At 58.3% G+C, this 16,232-nt stretch carries 16 protein-coding genes and 1 tRNA gene; 11 read left to right on the plus strand and 6 right to left on the minus strand.

Going from position 1 to position 16,232, the window contains the following annotated elements; all coding sequences use genetic code 11:
• Positions 1 to 43: 43 nt before the first annotated feature.
• Positions 44 to 949 carry a LysR family transcriptional regulator gene (locus MKR05_RS00375; protein WP_023289111.1) on the plus strand — a complete coding sequence of 302 codons (906 nt, stop codon included), beginning with the start codon at positions 44 to 46 and terminating at the stop codon, positions 947 to 949.
• A gap of 638 nt (positions 950 to 1,587) precedes the next feature.
• Here the strand turns inward: MKR05_RS00375 and MKR05_RS00380 are convergent.
• A tRNA-Ser gene (locus MKR05_RS00380) sits at positions 1,588 to 1,675 on the minus strand.
• A gap of 268 nt (positions 1,676 to 1,943) precedes the next feature.
• Here MKR05_RS00380 and ghrA point away from each other — a divergent pair.
• From ghrA to MKR05_RS00410, 6 genes are all read left to right on the plus strand, one after another.
• On the plus strand, positions 1,944 to 2,882 hold the full coding sequence (ghrA, locus tag MKR05_RS00385; RefSeq protein ID WP_032452421.1) for a glyoxylate/hydroxypyruvate reductase GhrA: 939 nt from the start codon (positions 1,944 to 1,946) through the stop codon (positions 2,880 to 2,882).
• Between the two features lie 88 nt (positions 2,883 to 2,970).
• On the plus strand, positions 2,971 to 3,708 hold the full coding sequence (locus MKR05_RS00390; protein WP_004204525.1) for a phosphatase: 738 nt from the start codon (positions 2,971 to 2,973) through the stop codon (positions 3,706 to 3,708).
• Positions 3,709 to 3,730: 22 nt separating this feature from the next.
• Positions 3,731 to 4,285, plus strand: a complete 555-nt coding sequence (locus tag MKR05_RS00395) for a molecular chaperone (protein WP_023289113.1) — start codon at positions 3,731 to 3,733, stop codon at positions 4,283 to 4,285.
• A 103-nt stretch (positions 4,286 to 4,388) separates the two neighbouring features.
• Complete coding sequence (locus MKR05_RS00400; RefSeq protein WP_044522057.1) at positions 4,389 to 4,871, plus strand: DUF1097 domain-containing protein; 483 nt, start codon at positions 4,389 to 4,391, stop codon at positions 4,869 to 4,871.
• A gap of 151 nt (positions 4,872 to 5,022) precedes the next feature.
• Positions 5,023 to 5,550, plus strand: a complete 528-nt coding sequence (ymdB, locus tag MKR05_RS00405; RefSeq protein ID WP_048297225.1) for an O-acetyl-ADP-ribose deacetylase — start codon at positions 5,023 to 5,025, stop codon at positions 5,548 to 5,550.
• A gap of 65 nt (positions 5,551 to 5,615) precedes the next feature.
• Positions 5,616 to 6,209, plus strand: a complete 594-nt coding sequence (locus MKR05_RS00410; RefSeq protein WP_044522059.1) for a TetR/AcrR family transcriptional regulator — start codon at positions 5,616 to 5,618, stop codon at positions 6,207 to 6,209.
• A 34-nt stretch (positions 6,210 to 6,243) separates the two neighbouring features.
• Here the strand turns inward: MKR05_RS00410 and mdoC are convergent, their stop codons facing one another.
• The gene (gene mdoC / locus MKR05_RS00415) at positions 6,244 to 7,404 is read right to left on the minus strand and encodes a glucans biosynthesis protein MdoC (protein WP_023289117.1); all 1,161 of its coding nucleotides are present in this window, start codon (positions 7,402 to 7,404) and stop codon (positions 6,244 to 6,246) included.
• Between the two features lie 251 nt (positions 7,405 to 7,655).
• On the opposite strand from mdoC, the gene mdoG reads away from it, so the two are divergent.
• From mdoG to MKR05_RS00430, 3 genes are all read left to right on the plus strand, one after another.
• The gene (gene mdoG, locus MKR05_RS00420; RefSeq protein WP_004140751.1) at positions 7,656 to 9,209 is read left to right on the plus strand and encodes a glucans biosynthesis protein MdoG; all 1,554 of its coding nucleotides are present in this window, start codon (positions 7,656 to 7,658) and stop codon (positions 9,207 to 9,209) included.
• Positions 9,202 to 11,730 carry a glucans biosynthesis glucosyltransferase MdoH gene (mdoH, locus tag MKR05_RS00425; protein ID WP_032452426.1) on the plus strand — a complete coding sequence of 843 codons (2,529 nt, stop codon included), beginning with the start codon at positions 9,202 to 9,204 and terminating at the stop codon, positions 11,728 to 11,730. The genes mdoG and mdoH overlap by 8 nt, the downstream gene beginning before the upstream one ends.
• Positions 11,731 to 11,796: 66 nt before the next feature.
• Complete coding sequence (locus MKR05_RS00430; RefSeq protein ID WP_004204534.1) at positions 11,797 to 12,024, plus strand: YceK/YidQ family lipoprotein; 228 nt, start codon at positions 11,797 to 11,799, stop codon at positions 12,022 to 12,024.
• Here the strand turns inward: MKR05_RS00430 and MKR05_RS00435 are convergent, their stop codons facing one another.
• The 3 genes from MKR05_RS00435 to MKR05_RS00445 form a co-directional block, all read right to left on the minus strand.
• Positions 12,025 to 12,411 (minus strand): MysB family protein, encoded by a 387-nt coding sequence (locus MKR05_RS00435; protein ID WP_002898981.1) that lies wholly within the window; start codon positions 12,409 to 12,411, stop codon positions 12,025 to 12,027.
• Positions 12,412 to 12,502: 91 nt separating this feature from the next.
• Positions 12,503 to 13,741: a multidrug efflux MFS transporter MdtG gene (mdtG, locus tag MKR05_RS00440; RefSeq protein ID WP_032452427.1), complete on the minus strand. Its 1,239-nt coding sequence runs from the start codon at positions 13,739 to 13,741 to the stop codon at positions 12,503 to 12,505.
• Between the two features lie 171 nt (positions 13,742 to 13,912).
• Positions 13,913 to 14,833 carry a Kdo(2)-lipid IV(A) acyltransferase gene (locus MKR05_RS00445; protein WP_048297227.1) on the minus strand — a complete coding sequence of 307 codons (921 nt, stop codon included), beginning with the start codon at positions 14,831 to 14,833 and terminating at the stop codon, positions 13,913 to 13,915.
• Between the two features lie 204 nt (positions 14,834 to 15,037).
• Between MKR05_RS00445 and MKR05_RS00450 the strand changes: the two genes are divergently transcribed.
• On the plus strand, positions 15,038 to 16,102 hold the full coding sequence (locus MKR05_RS00450; RefSeq protein ID WP_048297228.1) for a rhodanese-related sulfurtransferase: 1,065 nt from the start codon (positions 15,038 to 15,040) through the stop codon (positions 16,100 to 16,102).
• Here the strand turns inward: MKR05_RS00450 and MKR05_RS00455 are convergent.
• Positions 16,088 to 16,201: a DUF2770 family protein gene (locus MKR05_RS00455; protein WP_004204539.1), complete on the minus strand. Its 114-nt coding sequence runs from the start codon at positions 16,199 to 16,201 to the stop codon at positions 16,088 to 16,090. The genes MKR05_RS00450 and MKR05_RS00455 overlap by 15 nt on opposite strands.
• Between the last annotated feature and the right edge of the window lie 31 nt (positions 16,202 to 16,232).

A 16,232-nucleotide genomic window follows, 5' to 3' on the forward strand; every position in this document is an offset into this window, starting at 1 on the left:
AAAATGACCTATACTGTTCCAAAAATGGAACAATGGAGGAAGGATGCAGGATCTCAATGACTTCGCCTGGTTTGTCCAGGTCGTGGACCATGGCGGTTTCGCCGCGGCGGGGCGAGCGCTTGACCAGCCGAAATCCAAGCTCAGCCGCCGTATTGCGCAACTCGAGGAGCGGTTGGGCGTGCGTTTGATTCAGCGAACCACTCGCCAGTTCGCGGTCACCGAGGTCGGGCAGACCTTTTACCAGCATTGCAAAGCGATGCTGATTGAGGCCGAGGCGGCGCAGCAGGCGGTCGACACGCTGCGCGCCGAGCCGCGCGGCAGCGTCAGGATCACCTGTCCGGTCACCTTGCTGCATGTCCATATCGGACCGATGCTGGCGCGATTTATGGCGCGCTATCCCGGGGTAACATTGCATCTTGAGGCGACCAACCGCCGGGTGGATGTGGTCGGTGAGGGCATTGATGTGGCGATCCGCGTCCGTCCCCGGCCAATCGAGGACAGCGACCTGGTGATGCGCGTGCTGGCGGACCGCGGGCACCGGCTGGTGGCCAGTTCGCAGCTGATTTCCCGGCTCGGACGCCCGCAGGCGCCGTCTGAGCTGAGCGACTGGCCGGGGCTCAGCCTGGGGGCGAACAAGCATCAGCATAAATGGCAGCTTACCGGGCCTGAAGGGGCAAGGGCGGAGGTGTATTTCACGCCGCGAATGGTGACCACCGATATGCTGGCGCTGCGCGAGGCGGCGATAGCCGGCGTGGGGGTGGTGCAGCTTCCTTTATTGATGGTGCGCGATCAGCTGGCGTCAGGGGAGTTAGAGGTGGTACTGGATGAGTGGCAGCCGCGGCGGGAAGTGATCCATGCGGTATTTGCCTCCCGGCGCGGGCTGCTGCCCTCCGTTAGAGCGCTGGTGGATTACCTCAGCGAAGAGTATCAGCGAATGGAGGAGGATTAGCTTCGGGATTCGCTATTCCCGGGGGGCGTCCCCCCAGAGGAGAATATAAAAGAAAAGAGCCCGTACTTGCGTACAGGCTCTCATCTCGAATATGGCGGTGAGGGGGGGATTGACTCGCTTCGCTCGCCCCTGCGGGGCAGCCCGCTCGCGGGCTCACGGTCTGTCCAACTGGCTGCGCCAGTTGTCGAACCCCGGTCGGGGGTTCTCATCCCCCCCAGCGGGAGCCACATGCGAAAAAAAGCCCGTACTTGCGTACAGGCTCTCATCTCGAATATGGCGGTGAGGGGGGGATTGACTCGCTTCGCTCGCCCCTGCGGGGCAGCCCGCTCGCGGGCTCACGGTCTGTCCAACTGGCTGCGCCAGTTGTCGAACCCCGGTCGGGGGTTCTCATCCCCCCCAGCGGGAGCCACATGCGAAAAAAAGCCCGTACTTGCGTACAGGCTCTCATCTCGAATATGGCGGTGAGGGGGGGATTGACTCGCTTCGCTCGCCCCTGCGGGGCAGCCCGCTCGCGGGCTCACGGTCTGTCCAACTGGCTGCGCCAGTTGTCGAACCCCGGTCGGGGGTTCTCATCCCCCCCAGCGGGAGCCACATGCGAAAAAAAAGCCCGTACTTGCGTACGAGCTCTTCTTAAAATATGGCGGTGAGGGGGGGATTCGAACCCCCGATACGTTGCCGTATACACACTTTCCAGGCGTGCTCCTTCAGCCACTCGGACACCTCACCATATTGTCTTTCCCGTTGTTGTCGGGAACGGGCGCTAATGTAGGGAAATACGTATCGCCCGTCAATCAACTTTTTGCAAAATCAGCGCGTTTAGACAAACTTCGAACAACTTGCTCCTTAAACGTGCGAAATCCGTTTTTTTTGTCGCCACTCCCTTTTCACTTTGCGACAAGGGGAAATTTGCTATGCTGGCAAACCAATAGAAAACAATGAGTAAAATAAGACGCCAGCATTAACCTGCCCCGGGCGTTTGCTATCAGGAGCCCCTATGGAGATTATTTTTTACCATCCGACCTTTGATACCCAATACTGGATCCGAGAGCTGGAAAAGCAGTTACCCGGCGCGCGAGTGCGCGAATGGAAAGCGGGCGATAACCAGCCGGCGGACTATGCCCTGGTCTGGCATCCACCGGTAGAGATGCTGCAGGGCAGGGCGCTGAAGGCCGTGTTCGCCCTTGGGGCGGGGGTGGATTCGATCCTCAGTAAGCTGCGCGATCATCCGGATATGTTGCCCCTGTCGATCCCGCTGTTTCGCCTCGAAGATACGGGCATGGGACGACAGATGCAGGAGTATGCGGTGAGCCAGGTTCTGCACTGGTTCCGCCGGTTCGATGACTATCAGGCGCAGAAGCTGGCGTCCCGCTGGCAGCCGTTGCCTGAGTATCTTGCCGACGATTTCACCGTCGGGATTATGGGCGCCGGCGTGCTGGGGGCGAAGGTGGCGGAAAGCCTGCAACCCTGGGGATTCCCGCTTCGCGTCTGGAGCCGTAGCCGCAAAGCCTGGCCGCAGGTGCAGAGCTTTGCCGGCCAGGCCGAGCTGGGCACATTCCTGCAGGGGACCCGCGTGCTGATCAACCTGCTACCGAACACCGCTGAAACCGTCGGCATTATTAACCAGACGCTGCTGGCGCAACTGCCGGATGAGAGCTATGTCCTAAACCTTGCCCGCGGCGTGCATGTCGTTGAAGAAGATCTGCTGGCGGCGCTGAACAGCGGTAAGCTCAAAGGGGCAATGCTCGATGTCTTCAGTCGCGAACCGTTGCCCCAGGAGAGCCCGCTTTGGGCGCACCCGCGGGTGGCTATGACTCCCCACGTGGCGGCAGTCACCCGCCCGATGGAGGCCATTGCCTACATCGCCGGGACCATTAGCCGCCTGGAGCGAGGGGAACCGGTTAGCGGTCAGGTCGATCGTCAGCGCGGTTATTAAGGTAAGCAAACCCCGCCACGGCGGGGTTTTTGCTAATCAAGCGCCCGGATTCCTGCTATTCTTGCGGCAAACAGAAGAGGAGAATGTGATGTATCCCGTTGACCTGCACATGCATACCGTCGCCAGCACCCACGCCTACAGCACCCTGCACGATTATATTGCGGAAGCAAAGCGTAAAGGGATCAAACTCTTCGCCATTACCGATCACGGCCCGGACATGGCGGATGCTCCGCACTACTGGCATTTCGTTAATATGCGCATCTGGCCCCGTCTGGTGGACGGTGTGGGGATCCTGCGCGGAATTGAGTCGAATATTAAAAATATCGAAGGCGAGATCGACTGTTCCGGGCCGATGTTGACGTCGCTCGATCTGATCATCGCCGGATTCCACGAGCCGGTGTTTCCGCCGCAGGATAGCGCCACCCATACGCAGGCGATGATTGCCGCGATGGCCAGCGGTAAAGTGCATATGATTAGCCATCCGGGTAATCCGAAATTCCCGGTGGATATCCCGGCCATTGCCGAAGCGGCGGCCCGTTACCAGGTGGCGCTGGAGATCAATAACTCCTCTTTCGTTTCATCGCGCGTGGGCAGTGAAGATAACTGCCGGGCCATCGCCGCCGCGGTGCGCGACGCCGGAGGGTGGGTGGCGCTGGGCTCGGACTCTCACACTGCGTTTACCCTCGGAGAGTTTACCGAATGCCGCAAGATCCTCGATGCTGTCGATTTCCCGGAGGAGAGGATCCTCAACGTTTCTCCGCGTCGCCTGCTCGACTTCCTCGAGTCGCGTGGTATGCCGGCGATCCCGGAATTTGCTGACCTTTAATTTGTATAACCGGAATAACTGAATGAACGAGTTTTCAATCCTCTGCCGCGTGCTGGGTTCGCTGTATTACCGTCAACCGCAGGACCCGCTGCTGGTGCCGCTGTTTACCCTGATCCGCGAGGGCAAACTGGCCGCCAGCTGGCCGCTGGAACAGGACGAGCTGCTGGCGCGTCTGCAGAAAAGCTGTGAAATGCAGTCCCTGGCGACGGACTATAATGCGCTGTTCGTCGGTGAAGCCTGCAGCGTCCCGCCGTACCGTAGCGCGTGGGTGGAGGGTTCCTCGGAAGCGGAGGTCCGGGCTTTTCTGAGCGAGCATGGCATCCCGACGGGAGAAGGTCCGGCGGATCATCTCGGATCGCTGCTGCTGGCCGCCTCCTGGCTGGAGGATCATGCCACAGAAGAGCAGAGCGAGACGCTGGAGCGCCTGTTTGCCGACTATATCCTGCCGTGGTGCGGGACAATGCTGGGGAAAGTCGAAGCGCATGCGCACACAGCGTTCTGGCGCACGATGGCGCCGTTGACCCGCGACGCCATCGCCGCGATGTGGGATGAGCTTCAGGAAGAAGATGAGCAATAAAGTGTGATTTAAGTCACCATTTGAATGTAACTGAAATTAGGTTCATTCATATAGTGTGTTTTAGATCGCATTCTTCCGGCGCGTATCTGCTAGGATACGCGCCATGAACATACTCTTCGCAATCGCATTAACGACGGGCATTCTCTCCGGGATTTGGGGATGGGTGGCGGTCGCCCTCGGCCTGCTGAGCTGGGCCGGTTTCCTCGGCTGTACCGCCTATTTCGCCTGCCCGCAGGGCGGTCTGAAAGGTCTGGCCATCTCCTCCTGTACGGTAATGAGCGGCGTGGTCTGGGCGTTGGTGATTATCCACGGTAGCGCGCTGGCCCCGCAGCTGCAGATCCTCAGCTATATGATGACCGGCGTCGTGGCCTTTCTGATGTGCATCCAGGCGCGACAGACGCTGCTGTCGTTTGTCCCCGGCACCTTTATCGGCGCCTGCGCGACCTTCGCGGCAGACGGCGACTGGCGTCTGGTTATCCCTTCTCTGGCGCTGGGCCTGGTCTTTGGCTATGCCATGAAAAATAGTGGCCTGTGGCTGGCGGCCCGTGCGGATAAGCATAAATCGTTCGCCAATGACAACGCCTGACGGCGGGACGATGATAGCAACAGGACCCTCAGGGTCCTGTTTTTTTTACCTTCTTGTCGCCGGCGCGGCGGGATAATCTTGCTCCCGGGGGCGGGTATGCCCTAGTATCGGCAGAAAGCCGTATCTACGCGCTATGCCGACAGGAGGAGAAATGGCTGTTCAACCTGAAGTAATTCTCGGCGATATTACGACGCTTGATGTCGATGTGATTGTGAATGCGGCAAACCCCTCGCTGCTGGGCGGCGGCGGGGTGGATGGCGCGATCCACCGGGCGGCCGGTCCCTCGCTGCTGGCGGCCTGCAAGCAAGTGTTGCAGCAGCAGGGCGAATGTCCCCCTGGTCATGCGGTGATCACGATGGCGGGCGATCTTCCCGCCAGCGCGGTGATCCACACCGTGGGCCCGGTCTGGCACGGCGGCGACCGCATGGAGGCGCAAACCCTGGCCGATGCCTACAAAAACAGCCTGCAGCTGGCGGCGGCAAACAATTATCGCTCCATTGCGTTTCCGGCGATCAGCACCGGCGTGTATGGCTATCCGAAAGAGGAAGCGGCGGCGATCGCCGTGCGCACTGTGACCGCGTTTCTCACCCGCTATAACCCGCTTGAACGGGTCCTGTTCGTCTGTTTCGACGAGGAAACGGCGGCTATCTATCGTCGCCTGCTGGCGGCATACCCCTGATTCCGCAGAATAGGCTATGATAACCGCCGGTATTGACAGGAATGATGGATTGCAGGAGGGAGCAGGTGTCGGAAGGAAAAGTACAGCAGAAGCAGCAGGCGCGCCGCGCGGAGATCGTTGCCGCTGCGCAAAGATGTTTTGCGACAAAGGGATTGCATGGCGCCTCTGTCGCTGATATCGCCCGCGAGGCGGGCCTGAGCGTCGGTCAGCTGTATCGCATTTTTGCCAGCAAGGAAGCGATCATCGAAGCGATTGTCAGCGAAATCGTCAACGCCAGGGTCGGGGAGATGATCGATGAGAACCACAATCTGGCGCGCAAAGCGGCGGTGCTGGCCGGCAGGATCCCGACTTCGGCAGCCACCAAAAGCGACAATTATCTGTTGATGGAAATCAACGCCGAAGCCTCGCGTAACCCACGCTTGCGCGAGATCCTGGTGCAGGCCGATCGGAGGTTGAAAGAGGAGGGCGGCCGTTTGTCGCAGCGCTATCATCCCGGTCTCAGCGATGCGCGACGCAATGCTGCTTCAGAGCTCATCGCCGTTCTGACGGAGGGGGCAGCCTACCGCTGTGAGCTGAGCGCCTCCACTCCGGTCGATAAAGCGGATTTAGAAGCCCTGTATAATATGATCTTCGATAGGCTGTTTGATGAGCAAGCGTAGCGCGGCACGCCTGGCGTGCCGCAAAGGCTAAAGGTTAGCTGGCCGAGGCCGGGGTTTTTGCCGGTTTGCTCATGGGTTTACCGGAGAACAGGAAACGCAGCAGCGGAATACGCAGATGAATTTCATACAGGATCAGGGCAATCCCCACCACAAAAACCAACCCGCCAATAAAGCCTAAGGTATTCGACTTAATGGCCGGGGTGATCCACGCCCCGTACAGCAGCGTCAGCGGATGGTGCACCAGGTAAATAAACAGCGAAGCATTGACGAAGTAGGTCACCCGCGCCGACTGGAAATTCAGCAGGCGATGGCCGAGCGAGAAGATCACATTCACCATCCACAGCCCCAGCACCATGGTGATCACCGATTCCGTTTCATACATCCAACCGTCGCCAGATCCATACTGCTGGTTCAGGCGGTAAGCGATGAATCCCAGCAGTGACGCCACGCAACACCATGGCGACGGGGTGGTGAACATCGCCTTTAAGCGCGGGTTAATAAAGGTCTGCGCCCCCAGCACAAAGAAGGGCAGATAGAACAGCGTCTGCATGACCACAAAGTTAAACAGACCATTGCTCAGCAGGGGCGGGTAGATCACGAACAATGACCGACGGATCAGCGCGTAAAGCACCCCCAGCGCGAGGAAAATCATCGTCAGCTGGCCCATGGTGACAGTGTCACCGAATGCGTGAGCGCCCGGAGCCGGGCGGCGCGTCAGCCATTTAAACAGCACCACCCCCAGCGAGGTCAGCACCACCAGGACCAGCAAAAACCAGAGGTGGGAAATGAGCTCCCACGCCAGGGTGTTGAATTTGTCGTACCCCGAAAGGGTGTGCCAGTTTTCCGCCTTGCCGTTGACGTACTGCAGCATAATAAACTGCGGCAGCGTCAGCAGCGGGATGGCGGTGAGCATCGGAATACCGACCCGTTCGACGCGCACTTTCCACCACTTTTTCAGCGGGTAGCGCAGGAACAGCATGTAGGAGAAATAGCCGGAGATCACGAAGAAGACCTGCATGCGGAAGGCATGAATGAAATCATTAAACAGCGTCAGCCACCACGAGGGCTCTGCGCTGTTGACATGCCAGCTATGGCTGGAATAAATCAGCGAAATGTGAAAAGGGATCCCCAGCAGCATCAGCCAGGCGCGGATGCTGTCGAAAAAATATTCACGCTGTACCGGAGTATTATTCATACGATTCACGACAATCTCAGATAATTCGTCTTATCACTCAAGATGATAACGCTTACATTATCAGCAACCCTACATGAACTCGGGGTACCTGTCTCCAGGATAAGCACGCAAAGTGCAAACGGGACTGCGAACTGTTTATTCCCTGCGCCGCTACGCTGAACAAAGCAGGGATTATGTTGTCGGATTGCCTGAGTTTCCATTAAAATAGATCGGATCGATTTAAGCACACAAAGGGGGAAGTGCTTACTTATATGAAACATAAACCACAGATGATGAAAATGCGTTGGTTAAGCGCAGCCGTAATGTTGTCCCTGTGTACTTCATCTGCATGGGCATTTAGCATTGATGACGTTGCAAAAGAGGCCAAAACGTTAGCCGGTAAAGGCTATGAAGCGCCAAAGAGTAACCTGCCCTCCGCTTTCCGCGACATGAAATACGCGGACTACCAGCAAATTCAGTTTAATCACGATAAAGCTTACTGGAATAACCAGAAAACCCCATTCAAGCTTGAATTTTACCATCAGGGTATGTACTTCGACACGCCGGTCACCATCAATGAAGTGACGGCCACCAGCGTGCGCAAAATTAAATATAGCCCGGACTATTTTAACTTTGGTAACGTTCAGCACGATAAAGACACGGTGAAAGACCTTGGTTTCGCCGGCTTCAAAGTACTGTATCCGATCAACAGCAAAGATAAGAACGATGAAATCGTCAGCATGCTCGGTGCCAGCTACTTCCGCGTGCTGGGTCAGGGTCAGGTATACGGTCTGTCCGCGCGCGGTCTGGCTATCGATACCGCGCTGCCTTCCGGCGAAGAGTTCCCGCGTTTTCGTGAGTTCTGGATTGAGCGTCCAAAAGCTACCGACAAGCGTCTGACTATCTATGCGCTGCTGGATTCGCCGCGGGCAACCGGCGCTTATCGCTTTGTGATCATGCCGGGACGCGATACCGTGGTGGATGTCCAGTCCAAAGTCTACCTGCGTGACAAAGTGGGCAAACTGGGCGTGGCGCCGCTCACCAGTATGTTCCTGTTTGGTTCCAACCAGCCTTCTCCGGCGCTGAACTATCGTCCGGCGCTGCACGACTCCAATGGTCTGTCGATCCTGGCGGGCAACGGCGAGTGGATCTGGCGTCCGCTGAACAACCCGAAACACCTGGCCGTTAGCAGCTATGCGATGGAAAACCCGCAAGGGTTCGGCCTGCTGCAGCGCGGCCGTCAGTTCTCGCGCTTCGAGGACCTTGACGATCGTTATGACCTGCGCCCGAGCGCCTGGATCACCCCGAAAGGGGAGTGGGGCAAAGGGAAAATCGAACTGGTCGAAATCCCGACCAACGATGAAACCAACGATAACATCGTGACTTACTGGACGCCGGATCAGCTGCCGGAGCCGGGCAAGGAGATGAACTTCAAGTACACCATCACCTTCAGCCGCGATGAAGACAAGCTGCATGCGCCGGATAACGCGTACGTTATGCAGACCCGCCGCTCTACCGGCGATGTGAAGCAGTCGAACCTGATCCGCCAGCCGGACGGCACCATTGCTTTCATTGTCGACTTCACCGGCGCCGATATGAAAAAACTGCCGGCGGATACCCCGGTCGCCGCCCAGGCGAGCACCGGCGATAACGCTGAAATCGTTGAAAATACCGTGCGTTACAATCCGGTGACCAAAGGCTGGCGAATGATCCTGCGTTTGAAGGTGAAAGATCCGAAGAAAACGACGGAAATGCGCGCCGCACTGGTTAACGGCGATGACACGTTGAGCGAAACCTGGAGCTATCAGCTGCCTGCCAATGAATAAGATAACGAAGTACATTGACGCATTGCCGCTGTCGGACGCCGAGAAATCGGCGCTGCCGGACACCAGCCTGCAGGCCGTTCATCAGGCCCTGGATGACGAACATCAGACCTTCGCTCGCGAAGACGACTCCCCGCTGGGGTCGGTCAAGGCGCGGCTGGCGCACAGCTGGCCGGATTCGCTGTCTGGCGATCAGCTGGTGAAGGATGATGAAGGCCGCACCCAGCTGCATGCGATGCCGAAAGCCAAGCGCTCCTCGATGATCCCCGACCCGTGGCGTACCAACCCGGTTGGCCGCTTCTGGGACCGTCTGCGCGGACGCGATGTCACGCCGCGCTATCTCTCCCGCCTGACGCAAGAAGAGCGCGAGAGCGAGCAAAAATGGCGTACCGTCGGCACCATTCGTCGCTACATCCTGCTGCTGCTGACGCTGTCGCAGACCGTGGTGGCGACCTGGTACATGAAAACCATTCTGCCTTATCAGGGCTGGGCGCTGATCAACCCGGCCGACATGGTGGGGCAGAACCTGTGGGTCTCGTTCATGCAGCTGCTGCCGTACGTGTTGCAGAGCGGCATTCTGATCCTCTTCGCGGTGCTGTTCTGCTGGGTTTCCGCCGGCTTCTGGACCGCGTTAATGGGCTTCCTGCAGCTGTTGATCGGTCGCGATAAGTACAGTATTTCCGCCTCGACGGTCGGTGACGAACCGTTGAACCCGGCGCACCGTACGGCGCTTATTATGCCGATCTGTAATGAAGACGTTGACCGCGTGTTCGCCGGGCTGCGGGCGACCTGGGAGTCGGTGAAAGCCACCGGCAACGCCGCCCATTTCGACGTCTATATCCTCAGCGACAGCTATAACCCCGATATCTGTGTCGCTGAGCAAAAGGCGTGGATGGAGCTGATTGCCGAAGTACAGGGCGAAGGGCAGATCTTCTACCGTCGTCGTCGTCGTCGCGTGAAGCGTAAGAGCGGCAACATCGATGATTTCTGCCGCCGCTGGGGCAGCCAGTATAGCTACATGGTGGTGCTGGATGCTGACTCGGTGATGACCGGAGAGTGTCTGAGCAGCCTGGTGCGCCTGATGGAAGCGAACCCGAACGCCGGGATCATCCAGTCATCCCCGCGCGCCTCGGGCATGGACACGCTGTATGCGCGTTGCCAGCAGTTTGCCACCCGGGTGTATGGTCCGTTGTTTACGGCGGGTCTGCACTTCTGGCAGCTGGGGGAGTCCCACTACTGGGGACACAACGCCATCATCCGCGTGAAGCCGTTCATTGAGCACTGCGCGCTGGCGCCGCTGCCGGGCGAGGGCAACTTTGCCGGGTCGATTCTGTCGCACGACTTCGTTGAAGCCGCGCTGATGCGCCGCGCCGGCTGGGGCGTGTGGATTGCCTACGATCTGCCGGGCTCCTATGAAGAGCTGCCGCCGAACCTGCTGGACGAGCTGAAACGCGACCGCCGCTGGTGCCAGGGCAACCTGATGAACTTCCGCCTGTTCCTCGTGAGAGGGATGCACCCGGTTCACCGGGCGGTGTTCCTTACCGGCGTGATGTCCTACCTGTCGGCGCCGCTGTGGTTTATGTTCCTTGCCCTGTCGACAGCGTTGCAGGTGGTGCATGCCCTGACCGAGCCGCAGTACTTCCTGCAGCCGCGTCAGCTGTTCCCGGTATGGCCGCAGTGGCGTCCGGAGCTGGCTATTGCGCTGTTCGCCTCGACCATGGTGCTGCTGTTCCTGCCGAAGCTGCTGAGTATCATCCTGGTGTGGTGTAAGGGGCCGAAGGAGTACGGTGGATTTATCCGCGTGACGCTTTCCCTGCTGCTGGAGGTCCTGTTCTCGGTCCTGCTGGCGCCGGTGCGCATGCTGTTCCACACCGTCTTCGTGGTCAGCGCCTTCCTCGGCTGGGAAGTGGTGTGGAATTCGCCGCAGCGTGATGATGACTCCACGCCGTGGGGAGAAGCCTTTATGCGTCACGGCTCGCAGCTGCTGCTGGGGCTGGTATGGGCGGTCGGAATGGCATGGCTGGATCTGCGCTTCCTGTTCTGGCTGGCGCCGATTGTCGTATCGCTGATCCTGTCGCCGTTCGTGTCGGCGATCTCCAGCCGGGCGACCGTGGGCCTGCGCACCAAGCGCTGGAAGCTGTTCCTGATCCCGGAAGAGTATTCGCCGCCGCAGGTGCTCAAGGATACCGATGCGTACCTGACGCTGAACCGTCAGCGTTCGCTGGACGATGGCTTTATGCACGCGGTGTTTAACCCGTCGTTTAACGCCCTCGCGACCGCGATGGCCACCGCGCGCCACCGTCAGGGTCATATCCTGGAGATCGCCCGCGAGCGCCATGTCGAGCAGGCGCTGAATGAAACGCCGGATAAGCTGAACCGCGATCGTCGACTGGTGCTGTTGAGCGACCCGGTAACCATGTCGCGTCTGCACTATCGCGTATGGGCCGCGCCGGAGAAATACTCCTCGTGGGTGAACGCCTATCAGCAGCTGGCGCTTAACCCGCTGGCGCTGAAAACGAAATAAGCCGTACGTTAAGGAAAATACCGGCAGCGATGCCGGTATTTTTTTATCTGAAACACGAGGTTGTGGATGCGAATACTACCTATCATTGCCATGGCGCTGCTGCTTAGCGGCTGCGGCAGCATTATTAGCCGGACGGTGCCCGGGCAGGGGCATGGCAATCAATATTACCCGGGCGTGCAGTGGGACGTTCGTGATTCAGGATGGCGCTATCTCACCATTCTGGACCTGCCGTTCTCGCTGGTTTTCGATACGCTGCTGCTGCCGCTGGACGCCAGCCACGGGCCCTATAACTGATTAACGCTCGTCCCACTCGTCGGCCGCCGTCTGTCCCTCTTCGGTGTCCAGCGAGGGCTCGAGCTGGAATTCACCTTCATCCCACTCATGGAGCGTATTTTCCTCCAGCCACTCCTGACGCAGCTCTATCTCATCATAATCCCCATCGAAAACGCTCTGCGCGGCTTCGCCGCTGAGCATCGGTAAGCATTCGCCTTGTTCCTCTTCGTCAGCAAAAAATTCGGCCTGCCAGGCGATATCGCCATCCTGCAGCACATACTTTTGAATATTGAGCTGCTCAACGTTAGCGCTCTCTTCATCGCTGTCAGGGTTGTTGGCGAGAAATTCTTCACGGGCTGCATCAATAGCTTCTTCGAGCGTGGCATAGAACATCGAATCCTTTGGCATAGCGAATCTCCTGAGAAGAATATGAATTGAACACGATTCAATCTATAGAAGGCGCCAGGCAAAGCGTCAAGGGGCTGAGCCCCTCTGGACGTTAATTTACTGAATGGCGGTCGGGCTGCGAGGCGTCCGCGGCTGGCCGGCGCAGGCTGAGGGTCGAATAGATCGCGTTAAACAACACCACTCCTGCGGTGACAAGGAAGACGGCGCGAAAGCCGTAGTTGGCGGAAACCGAGGCGCCGATCAGGGGGCCGGTGACGTTGCCAATATCACGAAATGACTGGTTATAGCTGAAGATCCGCCCGGAGATCTGGCTGGTGGAGTTATACACCAGCAGGGTTTGCACCGCCGGCAGCAGCGCGCCGTCCGCGGCGCCGAGCAGGAATCGCAGGATACCTAACTGCAGCGGGGTCTGGACGAACGACATCGGGATCAGCAACAGCACCGAGATAATCAGCGCCACGATGAGGATTTTTTCCGGTCCGATACGATCCCCCAGTTTGCCCAGACGAGGGGCGCTCATCAGGGCGGCAATGCCCGGCACCGAGGCGATCATCCCGCTGATAAAGGCGATATTGCTGACGTTACCCGCCAGATCGCGCACGTAAAGCGTCAGGATCGGCGCAATGGAGCCGGTGGCGACCTGGATGATCAGCGAGGTGACAAACAGGCTGAGCACCAGTTTCGGATTCTGCAGCGAGGAGAACACCGCCTTCGCGCTGAGCATCTCTTTTTTGGCGATCGGAACAAAATTTTCACGGATTAAAAACAGGGTAAACAGGAAGCAGATAAACAGCACCGCCGCGGTCATAAAGAAGACAGTACGCAGGCCCCAGTGGTCGGCCAGGAAGCCACCCGCCAGCGGGCCGAGCAGGGCGCCGCTTACCGCGCCGGTTGACAGCGTGCCCAGCGCCCAGCCGCTTTTATGGCGCGGGATCTGGGTGGCAATCAGGGCGTTGGCATTGGGAATAAAGCCCCCCAGCAGGCCGAGCAGCGCGCGCAGTAGCAGAAACTGCCAGATATTCTGCGCCAGCCCCATCAACATCATGACGATGGCCATCCCGAGGGCTGAACGCAGCAGCATGATTTTACGTCCCTTGCGGTCAGCAAGTCCGCCCCAGAACGGCGAGGCGATGGCGGAGAAGAGAAAAGTGATGCTAAAGACCAGCCCGGACCACATGTTGAGGGCGCTATGCCCGGTGACGCCGAGTTGTTCGACGTAGAGCGGCAGAAAGGGCATGACCAGGCTGAAGGCGGCGCCGGTTAAAAAGCAGCCAAGCCAGGTGACGGTCAGGTTTCGTTTCCAGTTAATGGGGGTATCAGCAGACGACATAGGGTTCCACTGGCCTGCGCGGCAGGTCAAATTAAGAGAAAATATGAGCCTGCTAATTATGCGCCTGGGAAATAAATGCCGCAATGGAGGAGAGCTTTTAAAGCTAAAGCAGAGCGTAAAGCCTGAGCGCTGGGGATTCCCGGCCGGGAGGCGCGCGGCCGGGAAAGAGGTTCAGTAGCGGGAGGGCATCCCCTCGGGGCGGGTTTTAAAGCGGCGATGGAGCCACATATACTGTTCCGGGGCCATCATAATGCACTGCTCTACGATCTTATTCATCCACGCAGCGGTGGTTTCCGCGTCGTCCAGCGGCGGGGAGCACTCTGGCGGCAGGATAATCAGTTCATAACCTTTACCGTCCGGTTTACGGCGTGGAACAAAGGGCACGATGCAGGCTTTGGACATTTTCGCCAGCATCCAGGTGCCGGAGGTGGTCGCCGCCTGGTCTACGGCAAACAGTGGGGCGAAGACGCTGGCGGTCGGGCCGTAATCATGATCTGGCGCGTACCACACCACGTCGCCTTTTTTCAGCGCGCGGATCATACCTTTCAGATCCTTGCGGTCGATCATGTCCTTGTTGGAGCGCAGTCGGCCCCAGGTCTGCAGCCAGTCGATGACCGGGTTATCGTTGGGACGATAGACGCCAATCCCCGGCTCGTTCATACCGAACATCCGCGCGCCCATTTCCAGTGTCAGGAAGTGAATGCCGATCAGCAGAATGCCGCGCTGCTGCGCCTGCACATCGCGAACATGCTCAAAGCCGATGGTGTCGGTCCAGCGGGCGATACGGCGAACCGGCCAGAACCAGGCCATCCCGGTCTCCATCAGCCCCATACCCACCGATTCAAAGTTCATCACCACCATCCGGTGACGTTCCTGCTCGCTTTTCTCGGGGAAGCAGAGCTCAAGGTTGCGATAGGCGATCTTCGCCCGGCGCTTCATAAATCGCATGGCCAGCCGGCCGATGGCGTTCCCGAGGCGGTAGATCAGCGGGTAGGGCAGTTGGACAACCAGCCACAGCAGGCCGATACCCAGCCACAGCAGCCAATAGCGCGGATGCAGCAGCGCCGGAGAAAATTTAGGCAAATGAGTCATTTCATACCCGTATCAGTGAGCAACATCTTATATTATCGCATTTTTTTACCGGCCAGCCAAAGGCGGCGACAGCCACATCGTTTTGTTAAGTGGGGGGCGACCGGTGAGAAAAATGTAGCGTAAAATGTAGGGATGTAAATTAATAAGCTTTGCTATATCATGCCCGCCGTTTATTTCCTCATTTCTATGTCGAGCAGGTACACCATGCCAGTGTTACACAACCGCATTTCAAATGAGACGTTAAAGGCGCAAATGCTGGCTGAAACCGAGCCGCGCACGACGATCTCGTTCTATAAATATTTCACCATTGTCGATCCGCAAGCGACCCGCGATGCGCTGTGGGTTGCCTTAACCCAGTTGAAAGTCTTTGGCCGCATCTATCTGGCCCGGGAAGGGATCAACGCGCAAATCAGCGTGCCGGAAAGCAACGTTGAAGCCCTGCGTGAGTTTCTCAATGGTTTCGATCCGGCGCTGGCGGGGCTGCGTTTCAATATCGCTCTCGAGGACGACGGTAAATCGTTCTGGGTGCTACGTCTGAAAGTGCGCGACCGCATCGTTGCCGACGGCATCGACGATCCCTCTTTCGACGCCTCCAACGTCGGAGATTATCTCAAGGCGGCGGAGGTCAACGCGATGCTTGACGATCCGGATGCCGTGTTTATCGATATGCGCAACCACTATGAATATGAGGTGGGCCATTTCGAAAACGCGATGGAGATCCCAGCGGATACCTTCCGCGACCAGTTGCCGAAAGCCGTTGAAATGATGCAGGACCATAAAGACAAGAAAATTGTCATGTATTGCACCGGCGGTATTCGCTGTGAAAAAGCCAGCGCCTGGATGAAGCATAACGGCTTCAATAAGGTCTGGCACATCGAGGGTGGCATCATTGAGTACGCCCGCCGCGCCCGTGAGCAGGGGCTGCCGGTGCGTTTCATTGGCAAAAACTTTGTCTTTGATGAACGGATGGGCGAGCGGATCTCCAATGACGTTATCGCGCACTGCCATCAGTGCGGCGCGCCGTGCGACACCCATACCAACTGCCTGAATGATGGCTGCCATCTGTTGTTTATCCAGTGCCCGAGCTGTGCCGAGAAGTTTGCCGGCTGCTGTAGCGAAGCCTGCATGGAAGAGCATAAGCTGCCGGAAGAGGAGCAGCGTCAGCTGCGCGCCGGGCGTGAAAACGGCAATAAAATCTTTAATAAATCCCGTGGCCGGCTGAACACCAAACTCGGGATCCTCGATCCTGAGCCGTCAGAAAAACCATAACCAGACAAGATCGATGATCGCCAGCAGCAGCCAGAGCGCCAGGTAGATCATAAAGTGCTCGCGGACGTTATTGACCAGCAAATTAAACAGGCGACGCATAACCGCTCTCAATGACTAACGGCCTCGACAG

The organism is Klebsiella sp. K5-204, assembly GCF_030128585.1.
GTDB lineage: Bacteria > Pseudomonadota > Gammaproteobacteria > Enterobacterales > Enterobacteriaceae > Klebsiella > Klebsiella quasipneumoniae.

What these genes read in the sequence shown, in the direction of transcription:
- MKR05_RS00455 (WP_004204539.1), bottom strand. Translation starts at nt 16,201, where the DNA reads ATGCGTCGCCTGTTTAATTTGCTGGTCAATAACGTCCGCGAGCACTTT.
- MKR05_RS00435 (WP_002898981.1), bottom strand. Translation starts at nt 12,411, where the DNA reads ATGCCAAAGGATTCGATGTTCTATGCCACGCTCGAAGAAGCTATTGAT.
- MKR05_RS00430 (WP_004204534.1), top strand. Translation starts at nt 11,797, where the DNA reads ATGCGAATACTACCTATCATTGCCATGGCGCTGCTGCTTAGCGGCTGC.
- MKR05_RS00400 (WP_044522057.1), top strand. Translation starts at nt 4,389, where the DNA reads ATGAACATACTCTTCGCAATCGCATTAACGACGGGCATTCTCTCCGGG.
- MKR05_RS00450 (WP_048297228.1), top strand. Translation starts at nt 15,038, where the DNA reads ATGCCAGTGTTACACAACCGCATTTCAAATGAGACGTTAAAGGCGCAA.
- MKR05_RS00390 (WP_004204525.1), top strand. Translation starts at nt 2,971, where the DNA reads ATGTATCCCGTTGACCTGCACATGCATACCGTCGCCAGCACCCACGCC.
- MKR05_RS00375 (WP_023289111.1), top strand. Translation starts at nt 44, where the DNA reads ATGCAGGATCTCAATGACTTCGCCTGGTTTGTCCAGGTCGTGGACCAT.
- mdoG (WP_004140751.1), top strand. Translation starts at nt 7,656, where the DNA reads ATGAAACATAAACCACAGATGATGAAAATGCGTTGGTTAAGCGCAGCC.
- MKR05_RS00445 (WP_048297227.1), bottom strand. Translation starts at nt 14,833, where the DNA reads ATGACTCATTTGCCTAAATTTTCTCCGGCGCTGCTGCATCCGCGCTAT.
- ymdB (WP_048297225.1), top strand. Translation starts at nt 5,023, where the DNA reads ATGGCTGTTCAACCTGAAGTAATTCTCGGCGATATTACGACGCTTGAT.
- MKR05_RS00395 (WP_023289113.1), top strand. Translation starts at nt 3,731, where the DNA reads ATGAACGAGTTTTCAATCCTCTGCCGCGTGCTGGGTTCGCTGTATTAC.
- mdoC (WP_023289117.1), bottom strand. Translation starts at nt 7,404, where the DNA reads ATGAATAATACTCCGGTACAGCGTGAATATTTTTTCGACAGCATCCGC.
- mdtG (WP_032452427.1), bottom strand. Translation starts at nt 13,741, where the DNA reads ATGTCGTCTGCTGATACCCCCATTAACTGGAAACGAAACCTGACCGTC.
- mdoH (WP_032452426.1), top strand. Translation starts at nt 9,202, where the DNA reads ATGAATAAGATAACGAAGTACATTGACGCATTGCCGCTGTCGGACGCC.
- ghrA (WP_032452421.1), top strand. Translation starts at nt 1,944, where the DNA reads ATGGAGATTATTTTTTACCATCCGACCTTTGATACCCAATACTGGATC.